A 12,279-nucleotide genomic window follows, 5' to 3' on the forward strand; every position below is an offset into this window, starting at 1 on the left:
GACAGCTTGGCAATCCGCTGTACGGGGCGGCCCTCGGCCCCGGCGGACGGGGAATCGGGTGGAGGCGGCGATGCGCTGGTTGGTGGGGTGGAGCAGTGCCCCCACGGGATCGTCCGCCACAGGGCCGGCAGCGGGTGCGGAGAGCCGCACGGTCCTGCCCGTAGGCGCCCAACTCCTGTGGGGCGACCCGGATCCGCTGTGGGCGGTCGGCGACTGGCGGCCGGACGAGGTCCGCGTCGTACAGGCCGACCCGGAGACCCGGCTCGCCGTGTTCGGCGTCTGCGGGGCCACCGACGACCAGTTGCGGGTCGGCCTCTTCGCGGCGCGCGGGGGCGCACTGCGCCACCTCACCGCCTGGCCCGGCAGCTACACCGCCGTCGTCCAGGTGGGGCGGCGGATCACCGTCACCGGCGACCTGGCCGGCGCCCGCCCGGTCTTCCACGCCCCCTGGGCTGGCGGCACCGCGTACGCCACCGCAGCCCTCCCGCTCGCCGACCTGATAGAGGCCAGCCTCGACGTCGGGCATCTGGCCGCGCTGCTGGCCTGCCCGGACGCCCCCGAGGCGCTGGGCGCCGGCACGCCCTACGAAGGGGTGCGCAGGATCCCGCCCGGCCACGCCCTGGTGCTGCGCGGCGGCGCCCGCGACGTCACCTCCTACGAGCCGACCGCCTCGCTCGCCGTCGCCGCGCCCCAACTCGCCCCGGAGCAGGCCGTGGACGGTGTCCGCGACGCGTTGGTCGAGGCGGTCCGCGCCCGGCTGGCCGGGCCCCGCCACGCGCCCGATCCGGACGGTCTCGACGGGCTCGACCCCGGCCCGGTGCCCGGTATGGGGCCCGCCGAACGGCGCGCCGCACGAGGCGGGCCGGCCCCCGGTATCGGCGCCGACCTCTCCGGAGGAAGCGCCTCGGGAACCCTGGCCCTCCTGGCTGCCGGCCTCCCCGGCCAGCCAGGACGGCTCAACGGCCACGGCGAGCGGCTGCTGGCCGTCACCTTCAACGACCGTGCCACCAAAGGCGTGCAGGCCCACCGCGACGCCGAACTGGAGCGCGCCCGCAGCATCGCCGACAACCCCAGGCTGCACCACGTCGTCGTCGCGGCCGGCGAAGAGGCCCTCCCGTACGCGGACCTCGAAAGCGGCCCGCTCACGGACGAGCCGGGCCCCTCGCTCACCACCGCGAGCCGCCACCGCCGCCGGCTGCTGGCCGGCAGCGCGGACCACTTCGTCGGACACGGCGCCCGCCAGGTCCTCGACGCCCACCCGGCCCGGCTCGCCGACCTCCTCATGGACCGCCGCCGGCGCCACCTCCTGCGCCCGGTCACCGCGCTGGCCAAGGCGGACGGCCCGTCCGCGCACTCCGTGCTCGTGCCCTTCACCGTCTACCGCGCCGCCCGCAGGCTCGCCCGTATGCCGTATCCGGCCGGTATCGCCGACACCGCGCGGCGCCTGCTGGAGCGGCAGTTCGCCGACGAACCGGTGGCCGGCGGGGCGGTGGACGCCTCGCTGGCCGCGCTCGCCTGGTGCCGGCCGGGGCCCGCGGCGCGCTGGCTCACCGGAGAGGCACTGGCCGAGGTGTCGGTGCGCCTCAGCGACGCGGCGACCCGCTCGTCGGCCATGGGCCGCCCCGGTGAGCGGCGGGCCCGCGCGGCACTGGCCCGCCAGGCCGCCGACCACCGGGTCTTCGAGCAGGCCGCCGAGGTCCGCAACCAGCGGCTGCACGCCCCGTTCTTCGACAACCAGGTGGTGCTGGCCTGCCGCGCCCTGCCGGACACCCTGCGGGTGCAGCCGGGGGCGCGGGCGGCCGTGCTGCGCTCCGTACTGGCCGGCGCCGGCGTCCGGGACCTGCCGCCCGGGTGGGGCGCCACCTCGCACCTCACCCAGGCGGCGGCGGTGCGCGCCGGGCTGCGCGGTGCGGTCGGTGAACTGGTGCGGCTCTTCGACGCACCGCTGCTGGCCGACGCGGGGCTGATCGAGGCGCGGGTCGTCCGCAAGGCGCTGCGGGCCGCGGCGGAGGGCGCGTCGCTGCCGCTGGACGGGCTGGCCGAACTGGTCTCCACGGAGTTGTGGCTGCGACGGCTGGTGGCGCGGCGGGGGACGTGTTGGACCGGGGCGGAGGGCGCGCGCCAACGGGCGCTCGCGCAGGGCGTGGTTCCCCGGGCACGGCTGTCGTGAGGCGGACACCGGCCCGGCGACCTGGCGACCCGCCCCCGCAACGTCCCCTCAACGGCGGCCGATCGGCGGCCGATCGGCGCCGACGTCTCGACGGCAGCTGATCTGCGAAGACGTCTCAACGGCGGCTGATCAGCGGCTACCTCTCAACGGCAGCTGATCTGCGACCGCGCCCAGTCCCCCACCACCGCCACATCGAGCGGCGACACCGGCTCGGCCACCAGCCGCAGCGTCTTGCGGCCCGCCAACGGGACGTGCACCGGCACCGCGACCTGCCCACCGCGCACCACCGTCGACCGCCACAGCCGCTCGCCGTCCGCGTAGACGGAGAAGCGCAGCGCACCCCGCCCCAGGTTCAGATCGTCGACACCCACGACGGCGTCGTACGCGGTGCACTGGCGGTTCAGGTCGATGACCACCGAGGACGGCGCATACACGCTCACACCGTGGCCGTACGTGGTCCCGGCGACCTGTGGGGACTGCCGCTGCCACAGCCAGCCGCTCCCGAGGGTGCGGACCTCCGGTTTGGTGCCGTCGCCCATGAAGTCGTTGTCGAGCGTGTTGAGCCGGTACGCGGTCGGCTCGGGCAGCGGCGGCTTGGGGGAGGGCTTGGGCGGCGCGGGCGTCGGCGTGGGAGTGGGCGTGGGCGTCGCGGGCGGAGGCGGCGTGGGCCTCGGCGACGGCTTCTGCGGCGTCGGCTGAGGCGGCCGCGCGGGGCCCGGCCGGTGCGTCGGATCCGGCTTCGGGGCCGGCGCGGCACCGGCTGCCGGCGGCAGCGGCTTCGCCGGCGCCGGCGAGGGCTTCTGCGGTGCGGCCGGAGCCGGCCGCGGAGGTCCGGCCTGCGGCTGCGGCGCGGGCTGCGGGCTGCCGGTCAGCGTCAGCGCGAGCGCGGCGCCCGCCACCACCGCCGCCCCGACCCCGATACCGACCTTCACCGGCGCGCCGAGCCCCTCGCTCAGGACGGCACCACCGGCACCACCGGCACCTCCCGCACCGGAACCACCACCCGCGGCCGCGGCCGCACCGGCACCGGCCGCCGCACCCGCACCGGCCGCCCCCGCCACCGCGGCGGCCGCCTTGACGGCGTACCCGGCGGCGAACCAGCCGACGACCGCGATCGGCAGCAGCGCACCGATCCGCTGATTGACGTCCGCGACCTCCAGCGCGGCCATCCGGCACCGGCCGCACTCGTCCAGATGCTTGCGCAGCCCCCGCTCGGCCCGCATCCGCAGCCCACCACGGGCGTACGCGCCGAGCCGGTCGGCGTACCGGGCGCAGTCCCCGCCGGCCGTCAGCGACCGGCTGACATGCGCCTGGAGGTACGCCTGCCGCAGCCCCTCCCGGGCGCGGTGCGCCAACACGGCGGTGGCGTTCGCGGTCAGCCCGAGCAGCGGGGCGACCTGGCTGGGCGACTCGTCCTCCACCGTGGTGTGCCACAGCACCGTCTGATAGCGCTCCGGCAGACTGCGGAACGCCTGTATGGCCATGGACTGCTCGGCCTCGTGCATGGCGCGCACATCCGCGCCCAGATCCAGTGTGTCGTCGTCCCTCGACGAACCGGTGGAGGTCACGGCGAACACCGCGAAGTCCTCGACCAGCTGTTCGCGCCGGGAGGTCTTCGCCCAGGAGGCGGCGACCCGTCGGACGGTCGTCAGCAGATACGCGCGCACCGCGGAATCCGGGCCCGCGCCGCCGCGCACCGCCTGGAGCGTACGGGCGAAGACCTCGCCGGTCAGATCCTCCGCGGTGTGCACGTCCCGGCAGCATCGGCGGGCGTAGCGCCGGATCGCGTCGGCGTGCCGGCGGTACATCTCCTCGTACGCGCTGTCGTCCCCGGCCCGCATATTGGAGATCAACTGGGCGTCGGACGGTGGGAGTTCACCGCCCTCGGGGTCGACGGAGGGGGCCGTACGGCCGCTCGGGCCGCGCTGCGGCGGCACGCTGTGTCCCTCGCCCGTCGGACCGCCGGCGCGGTCGTGCCGCTCGGCCGGCCCGGCCACCGGGGGAGTGGCCCCCAACGGCCCGGTCTGGCCAGGCACCTGCCGCGACGGCGTCGTCCCGCTGTCGCGCCGTTCGTCCCGCCCGTCAACACCCATCGTCGAGGCCCCCGAAGCCGCCGTCACACCCGAATACCGCGCAAGAGTGCCACATCGCGCCCCGGCGCCTGAGGGGACGGCCGGCCAACCACTCGTCCGGGGCGGGTACGCGGACGACCGCACGGGCGTTCACCCGTACGAGCCGGACGGGCCCGCCCGGCCGCCCGGTCCGGCGGACCCGGCCATCGGGCCCGTCCGGACGCGGCCGGCCGGCGGACGTCACCGGGCGGGGCGCGAGCGCAGCCCCTCCAGCAGGATCTCCAGCAGCCGCGCGGAGGCGGCCTGCTGATGAGCGGGGTCGGGCAGCGCGGGCGCACCCGTGGCGATCACCAACAGGACGTCGGAGACCGTCACATCGGCCCGCAGCTCACCGGCCGACCGGGCCCGCTCCACCAGCCGCCCGACGACCTCCAGCAGCGCCTCGGCGCCGGCCGTCTCCCCGGCCGGGCCCGACGCGCCCTCGGCGGCCGCCGGCTCCTCCCGCCGCTCGACCAGCCGCAGGTCGGCGGGCGCACCGTCCGCGCCGGGCGCCATCCGCTGCTGCGGCACCCGGGCCTCGCCCAGACCGTCCGGCAGCCGCGCGGCGTCCGGGCCGTCCGGCGCGGACCGGTCGTTGTCCGCGCTCACCCGCAAGATGCCCGGCGGCAGCAGCCGTCCGGCACCCGAGGCGACCGACGTCCGCAGAAAGCGGGACAGCGCCGACCACGGGTCTTCCTCCTGGCCCAGCGCCGCGCGCGCCTGGTCCGTCAACCGGGAGGTCTCCTCCTCGGCTATTCGGCGGACCAGGATGTCCTTGCTCGGGAACCGGCGGTAGACCGTGCCGACACCGACCCGGGCCCGGCGCGCCACGTCTTCCATCGGGGCGCCGTACCCCAGCTCGCCGAAGACCTCGCGCGCGGCACGCAGCACATGCTCCAGATTGCGCTGCGCGTCGACCCGCAGCGGCGTGCTCCGGCCGCCCGTGCCCGTACCGGCGCCGTTGCCGCCGCCCCCGTTGGTGTTGCCGTTCCCATTACCGGCGTTGCCGCCGCCACCGCCGTCCGAGGCATGTGCCATCGCGACGGCTGCCGGCCATTGAGAGCCCTGAATGTGCATATTGATCCCCCGGTTATGACGTCTCCCCCCGGAGACTCCCCGCCCTGACGGTCGGGGCGTACCGACGAGAGGGTGCACCCCAACGAGATACGAACATAGTTGAGCCCGGGTCAAGATTGAAGGGGGCGTTCCGCGCAGTGCGCCCCCCGATCGGCCTAACGGGCCGGATCCGCCCGGATTTCGCCCCTGCCCGGCCGCACCGCCCCCGCCTGACCAGCAAGCCTTCTCCCAGGTGCACGGAATCAGCCGTTCCATCCCCGGAGCCGCGCCCGGTCACACATTTCGACGAGCCTGTGGACAAAGGCGCCCCGGCGGTGCGTCATGGAACAGTGCTGTGCTTTCCCGGGGGCGCAGCGCCCGACAACGGGCCGCGCCGCCGGCCGGCCTGCGGATCGGTGGCGCCCCGGGCCTGGTCGACCCGCGAGGAGAACCCCTGTGAAGGCAGTGTCTTCGAACGACGTGGCGCGCATTCTCGTTGTCGGCGGCGGTTACGTGGGGATGTACACCGCCCTGCGGCTGCAGCGGAAGCTCAAGCAGGAGCTGCGCCAGGGCACCGCCGAGATCGTCGTGGTCGACCCCGAGCCGTACATGACCTACCAGCCGTTCCTGCCCGAGGCCGCGGCCGGCTCCATCTCCCCGCGCCATGTCGTCGTGCCGCTGCGCCGCGTGCTGCCGCAGTGCAAGGTCGTCGTCGGCGAGGTCACCGCCCTCGACCACGCCGAACGCAAGGCGACGATCACCACCCTGGCCGCGGAGGAGACCGGCACCGGCGCCATCGAGGTGGCCTACGACGAACTGGTCCTCGCACCGGGCTCGGTCTCGCGCACCCTGCCCGTCCCGGGCCTGGCCGACGTCGGCATCGGCTTCAAGACCGTCGAAGAGGCCATCGGACTGCGCAACCACGTCCTCGAACAGCTCGACATCGCCTCCTCCACCCGCGACCCCGCGGTCCGCGACGCCGCGCTGACCTTCGTCTTCGTCGGCGGCGGCTACGCGGGCGTGGAGGCGCTGGCCGAACTGGAGGACATGGCCCGCTACGCCGTCCGCTACTACCACAACGTCCAGCCCGAGGACATGAAGTGGATTCTGGTCGAGGCCACCGACCGCATCCTGCCCGAAGTGGGCCCGGACATGGGCCGCTACGCCGTACGGGAGCTGCGCGGCCGCAACATCGACGTACGGCTGGAGACCAGGCTGGAGTCCTGCGAGAAGCGCGTCGCCGTACTGAGCGACGGCTCCCGCTTCCCCACCAGGACCCTGGTGTGGACCGCCGGCGTCAAACCGCACCCCATTCTCGCCGCGACCGGGCTGCCGCTGAACGGCCGCGGGCGCCTGAAGTGCACCGCCGCGCTCCAGGTGGACGGCGTCGAACACGCCTGGTCCGCCGGAGACGCGGCCGCGGTGCCCGACCTGACGGCCGAGCCGCCGGCCAAGCCCGACGAGCCCCGCACCGTCTGCGCGCCCAACGCCCAGCACGCCCTGCGCCAGGCCAAGGTCCTCGCCGAGAACGTCGCGGCGGCCGTGCGCGGCGGCCCGATCGTGGACTACGAGTACAAGTACGCCGGCTCGGTGGCCTCCCTCGGCCTGCACAAGGGCGTCGCCCATGTCTACGGGCGCAAGCTGCGCGGCTATCCGGCGTGGTTCATGCACCGCGCCTACCACCTCGGCCGGGTGCCGACCTTCAACCGCAAGGCCCGGGTGCTGGCCGAATGGACCCTCGCGGGCCTGTTCAAACGCGAGATCGTCTCGCTCGGGTCGCTGGAGAACCCGCGCGCGGAGTTCGAACTCGCCGCGGGCACCGGCCGGCACAACGAAGCCAGCTGACGCGCCACCACACCGGTGGAGCGGACGCGCCGTCACCCGTATGGCGGCCGAAGACGGCGGAGCGCGGAACTCCACACCGGCTGCCGGGCGTCTGACGGATGTCCGTCCGGTCGGCCACACTGGACGTGTGACCATGGGTGGGCTCGTATCTGCAAAGAGTGACAATCACGAGGATTCTGGACGTTTGCTGCATTCTGCAAAAGGGCGCCGAGAGTGCCCCCAGCCCCTCCCCCGGCCGACGGCCGGGAGGTCCCGCCATGCCGACGGCCCGATCCCGCGCGACGACGCGAAGTAAGAGGTACCCCTCCGTGATCTTCACGCACTGGAGCGCCAAGTTCCCCGGCACGCAGCGGCGCGCCGCCGCACGGTCCGACCGCGCCGCACCCCGCCCCGTCCCCGGCACGCCGACCACCCCGCCCGCCGACGGTCCCGAGCCCGCAGCCCCGACCGCCGACGGCTCGCCGGCCCCCGCCACGACCGCCACCGGCTCCGTCCCCGCCGCCCGCGACGAGCGCGCCGACCCGGACACCTCCCAGGAAGCCACCCCCGTGGCCCTGCCGCCCACCGTCGACGCCCTGTCCGTCCACGACATCCTCGGCACCATCCCCGCCCTCGTGGCCGTCGTCTACGGCCCCGAGCACCGCCTCGCCTACGTCAACGGCGCCTACGCCACCGTCTTCGGCACCCGCCCGGCAGGCCGGACCGCCCGCGAGGCCCTCCCCGAACTCGACGCACTGGGCCTGCTCCCCCTCATGGACCAGGTCCTGCGCAGCGGCAAGCCCCGTACGGTCAAGTCCCGCAAGGTGCCCGGCGGCGCCGGCGGCGACCGCACCCGCGACGGCTACTACACCTTCACCTGCACCCCGATCGAGGTCGCCGCCAGCGGCCCGGCGCCCGACCCCGAGGTCGCCTGCGTCGCGCCCCACAAGGGCGTGCTGGTCTTCGGCGCCGAGGTCACCGACCAGATCGAGTCCGCCGACCGGCTGCGCGCCAGCGAGGCCCGCCAGCGCGAGGCCGCGGTCACCCTCCAACGCTCCCTGCTGCCCCAGGAGCTGGAGCAGCCCGACGACCTCCGCGTCGCCGCCACGTACCAGCCCGGCGGCATGGACGCCGCGGTCGGCGGCGACTGGTACGACGTGATCACCCTCGGCGCCGGCCGCACGGCCCTGGTCATCGGCGACGTCATGGGCCGCGGAGTGCGCGCCGCCGCCGTCATGGGCCAGCTGCGCACCGCCGTACGCGCCTACGCCCGTCTGGACCTCCCGCCGCACGAGGTCCTGCAACTCCTGGACGGCCTGGCCGCCGAGATCGACGCAAGCCAGATCGCCACCTGCGTCTACGCCGTCCACGACCCCAACGAGGGCCGCCTGGTCTATGCGTCCGCCGGCCATCTGCCCATCCTCGTACGCGACCCCGACGGCACGGTCCGCCGCGCCGCCGAACCGACCGGACCGCCCCTGGGGACCGGCGGCTGGCTGCACACCTCGGGATCCGTCCCGCTCGGACCCGGCAGCAGCGCCGTCCTCTACACCGACGGCCTGGTCGAGCGCCGCGACAAGGACATCGACGACGGCGTCGAGGCCCTGGAGCGCGCCTTCGCCGGCGCCGCCGGCGACCCCGACATCGTCTGCGACCGCCTGCTCCGGGCCCTGGGCATCACCGCCACACACGACGACGACGTCGCCATCCTCGTCCTCCAGCACCCCGAGCGGACCGGCCATGACGCCGAGCTGTTCCACAACGCCGCCCTCGAACTCCACGGCGGCGTCGAAGCGGCCCCGCGCGCCCGCGCCTTCGCCTCCGGCGTCCTGGCCTCCTGGCGCTTCTCGCCCGAGCTGCACGACCTCGGCGTCCTCGCGGCCAGCGAGCTGGTCGCCAACTCCCTGCAGCACGGCACGCCTCCCATGCGGCTGCGCCTGCGCCGCACCGACCGCCGTCTGATCGTCGAGGTCACCGACGGCGACGACCACCTGCCCCGGCGGCGCCGCGCCGAACCGGTCGACGAGGCCGGCCGAGGCATCTCGATCATCGCCACCATCGCCTCCTCCTGGGGCTCGCGCCGCACCCCGGGCGGCGGCAAGGCGGTGTGGTGCGAGTTCGCCCTCCCCAGGGGGTAGTGGCAGCCCGCCCACGCAGACGCCGCCCCGCCCCCACCTACAAGGGGACGGAGCGGCGCTTTCGCAGGGGACCCAGGGCCCTCAAGGCACTCGCGGTCACTCAGGCCCGGCAGGCCACGGCCTCCGGCTCCGCCGGAACCCGCGCCGCGGGCACCGGCGCGACCGCACGATGCGGATTGTCCTGTCCGGACCGCAGCATCCGCCCCAGCCGCAGCGACAGCACACTGATCCCCACGGAACACACCACCAGCATCCCGATGTACGCCGCGTACATCCCGTGCCCCACCATCAAGGCACCCACCGCCGGCCCCACCGCCAACGCCAGCTGCTTGACCAGCGCGAATGCCGAGTTGTACTGACCTATCAGGGAAGCCGGCGCCAGATCGGCCACCAACGGAGCCACCGTCGGCGACAACATCGACTCACCTATCCCGAACAGCGCATACGTCGAGATCAGCAGCGTCGTCGCCACCGCCTGCGCGCCATGCACCAGCCCGGACAGCCCGGCGGCCAGCCACGCCACGGTCCAAATCAACCCGACCAGCGCCATCACCCGGCTGCGTCGCCGCCGCTCCACCAGCTTGAGCACCACGAACTGCGCCGCCACGATCGCCGCCGTGTTGGCCGCCAGCGCGATACCCAGGCTCGACGGCGGGATCCGCGTCACCTCGGTCGCATACGCCGCCAGCCCCGACTCGAACTGCCCGTAGCAGGCGAAGAACAGCACGAACCCCAGCACGCACAGCCACACCATCCGCCGGTCCGCGAACAGCGCCCGCCAGGCTCCCTTGGCCCGCTCCTCGCTGGGCACCGCGTCCTCGACCTTCGGCGCGTGCGGCAGCCGTACGGTCGCCACCGCCGCACCGAGCACCAGGAACATCACGGCCTCGATCGCGAACAGCCGCACGAAGCTCGACGCATGCGACTCGTCGACCAGCAGCCCGCCGACGAGCCCACCGACGCCCAGCCCCAGGTTGTTCAGGAAGAACTGGGTGGCGAACGCCCGCGACCTGGTCACCGTCGTGGAGCACCACACGATCATCGTCGCCAGGGCAGGCTGGATGACCGCTATACCCGCGCCGAGCGCCACCGCGGACGCGATGACCAGCGGCTCGGTGGCGGACAGCCCGATACCCAGCGCACCGATGGCGGCGGAGACCGTACCGACGATGGCCACCGGCAGGGGACCGCGCCGGTCGATGGCCCGACCGGTCAGCGGCAGGACGACCAGCGCGGCCACCGCCAGCATCGCCAGCACGACGCCGGCCGTGTTTGCGCCGAGATCCCGCACCTTCGCCACATAGACGTACAGATACGGAACCGTGAAGCCGTTCCCGAACGCGCTCAGCGCGTTCCCGAGCTGGATCCGGCGCAACGCGGCGCCCATCGCGGTGGTCACACTCACCTACCTAGGTCAGGTCATCAGACGAACAAGGGGGACGAACCGACGAGCCGCACACGCACCAGGGCGAGACCGCGCGACCGGACAGTCCCAAGCCGGACAGTCTCACCCTGAAGACTTCAACTCTAAAGTTCGAAGCTAAAGAGTACACGGAGAAGAACTTCAACGCCAATGACTTCCATGTCATACTGCGCCGCATGCCTGAGCCCTCCGATGCGGCGGCCAACGCCGCCGAGCCGAGCCTCGAGGAACAGATCGCGGCCTACCAGCGCGAATTCCAGGACCTCGACCCCCAGGTGGAGCAGGTCGTCTCCGCACTTCAGCGCCTCAACCGGCGGATGAACGTCGCCTACGGACGGCAGACCTCCACCCTCGGCATGAGCAACGCCGAATGGGAGGTCCTCAAGGCCCTCGTGGTCTCCGGCGCGCCCTACCAAATGGGCCCCGGCGAACTCGCCAAGCGCCTCGGCCTCACGCCCGCCGCCATGACCCATCGCATCGACCGCATGGCGAGCGAGGGACTGGTCACCCGCGAGCGCGACGAGGCCAACCGCGTCCGCGTCATCGTCGAGCTGACCCACGAGGGCCGCGAGAAGTGGCTGGAGGCGATGCGCCTCGCGTCGGTCTTCGAAGAGGACCTCCTCCAGGACCTCTCCGGCGAGGAACGCCAACTCCTCGGCCAGGTGTTGACCCGTCTGCTGCGCCGTGTGGAGGAAGCTCAACCGGATGCCGGCGGACGTCTGAGTGACCTTGACTGACGCGAGTTGACACTGCTGCACCCGCTCTGTAGTGTCCTCCGAGTTGCCACAGCGCCGGAACGGTTCTGCGGCAGCCATCCCGCCGCTTCGCGGCACACCACTACTGCACGACTCCTCACCGGGAACAATTTCGGCATGCCGAAATTCGGACCGTGGCGCGATTATGCGCCGACGAGGAATCCCGCTAATGTAGTGATCACGCCGAAAGGCGCGAACAAACCCCCTCCGACGGGGAATCGGAAACAAATTCGGACCGGCAACGGAACGAAACGGATCTGATAGAGTCGGAAAAGCCGGAAAGCGAAAGCCGAACGGCCGACCCCGCTCCAACAGGGGGCCAGAGACGGAAACGGATCTGGTAGGGTTGGAAACGCGAAGAAGCCGAAAGGCCGAAACGCACCGGCGAAAATCGGAGCCGCAAGGATCTGATAGAGTCGGAAACGCAAGACCGAAGGGAAGCGCCCGGAGAGCCTGGTGAAACAGGCACAAAGGAAGCGTCCGTTCCTTGAGAACTCAACAGCGTGCCAAAAGTCAACGCCAGATATGTTGATACCCCGTCGACCGGAAACATCCGGGAGATGAGGTTCCTTTGAAAGTCCTACCAGCACAGTGTGCCGGTAGGCAATACACAGCGAGGACGCTGTGAACCGGTGGACTATTCCTCCTCCGGTTCCGCTCAACGCGAGTGTCACCCACCGTTTTTCATTAAACGCAGTCGGGTAAAGCATTCACGGAGAGTTTGATCCTGGCTCAGGACGAACGCTGGCGGCGTGCTTAACACATGCAAGTCGAACGATGAACCTCCTTCGGGAGGGGATTA

General features: G+C 72.9%; 7 protein-coding genes and 1 rRNA gene. 5 read left to right on the forward strand and 3 right to left on the reverse strand.

The annotated features are described in order from the left end of the window. Positions 1–70 precede the first annotated feature (70 nt). Positions 71–2,170, forward strand: a complete 2,100-nt coding sequence (locus ACFWZH_RS32515) for an asparagine synthase-related protein (protein WP_384439484.1) — start codon at positions 71–73, stop codon at positions 2,168–2,170. A gap of 143 nt (positions 2,171–2,313) precedes the next feature. Here ACFWZH_RS32515 and ACFWZH_RS32520 read toward each other — a convergent pair whose 3' ends face one another. After that, a complete protein-coding gene (locus tag ACFWZH_RS32520) occupies positions 2,314–4,263 on the reverse strand; it encodes a sigma-70 family RNA polymerase sigma factor (protein ID WP_384439487.1) in 1,950 nt (649 codons plus the stop codon). A gap of 219 nt (positions 4,264–4,482) precedes the next feature. Continuing rightward, complete coding sequence (locus ACFWZH_RS32525; protein WP_384439490.1) at positions 4,483–5,358, reverse strand: TetR/AcrR family transcriptional regulator; 876 nt, start codon at positions 5,356–5,358, stop codon at positions 4,483–4,485. A gap of 444 nt (positions 5,359–5,802) precedes the next feature. On the opposite strand from ACFWZH_RS32525, the gene ACFWZH_RS32530 reads away from it, so the two are divergent. Together ACFWZH_RS32530 and ACFWZH_RS32535 are read left to right on the forward strand one after the other, a co-directional pair. Then, positions 5,803–7,182: an NAD(P)/FAD-dependent oxidoreductase gene (locus ACFWZH_RS32530; protein WP_384439499.1), complete on the forward strand. Its 1,380-nt coding sequence runs from the start codon at positions 5,803–5,805 to the stop codon at positions 7,180–7,182. A 308-nt stretch (positions 7,183–7,490) separates the two neighbouring features. After that, positions 7,491–9,299 (forward strand): SpoIIE family protein phosphatase, encoded by a 1,809-nt coding sequence (locus ACFWZH_RS32535; RefSeq protein ID WP_384439493.1) that lies wholly within the window; start codon positions 7,491–7,493, stop codon positions 9,297–9,299. A gap of 100 nt (positions 9,300–9,399) precedes the next feature. Here the strand turns inward: ACFWZH_RS32535 and ACFWZH_RS32540 are convergent, their stop codons facing one another. Beyond that, positions 9,400–10,698 carry an MFS transporter gene (locus ACFWZH_RS32540; protein ID WP_384439501.1) on the reverse strand — a complete coding sequence of 433 codons (1,299 nt, stop codon included), beginning with the start codon at positions 10,696–10,698 and terminating at the stop codon, positions 9,400–9,402. A 200-nt stretch (positions 10,699–10,898) separates the two neighbouring features. Here ACFWZH_RS32540 and ACFWZH_RS32545 point away from each other — a divergent pair, with 200 nt between their 5' ends. After that, the gene (locus tag ACFWZH_RS32545; protein ID WP_384439496.1) at positions 10,899–11,459 is read left to right on the forward strand and encodes a MarR family winged helix-turn-helix transcriptional regulator; all 561 of its coding nucleotides are present in this window, start codon (positions 10,899–10,901) and stop codon (positions 11,457–11,459) included. Between the two features lie 727 nt (positions 11,460–12,186). Beyond that, a 16S ribosomal RNA gene (locus ACFWZH_RS32550) occupies positions 12,187–12,279 on the forward strand; the annotation flags it as partial.

The sequence above is a fragment of the Streptomyces sp. NPDC059008 genome (assembly GCF_042749045.1).
In the GTDB taxonomy this organism is placed as follows: Bacteria; Actinomycetota; Actinomycetes; order Streptomycetales; family Streptomycetaceae; genus Streptomyces.

Excerpts from the sequence above, each read along its gene's own strand:
- ACFWZH_RS32525 (WP_384439490.1), bottom strand. The coding sequence starts at position 5,358 with ATGCACATTCAGGGCTCTCAATGGCCGGCAGCCGTCGCGATGGCACAT.
- ACFWZH_RS32520 (WP_384439487.1), bottom strand. The coding sequence starts at position 4,263 with ATGGGTGTTGACGGGCGGGACGAACGGCGCGACAGCGGGACGACGCCG.
- ACFWZH_RS32515 (WP_384439484.1), top strand. The coding sequence starts at position 71 with ATGCGCTGGTTGGTGGGGTGGAGCAGTGCCCCCACGGGATCGTCCGCC.
- ACFWZH_RS32545 (WP_384439496.1), top strand. The coding sequence starts at position 10,899 with ATGCCTGAGCCCTCCGATGCGGCGGCCAACGCCGCCGAGCCGAGCCTC.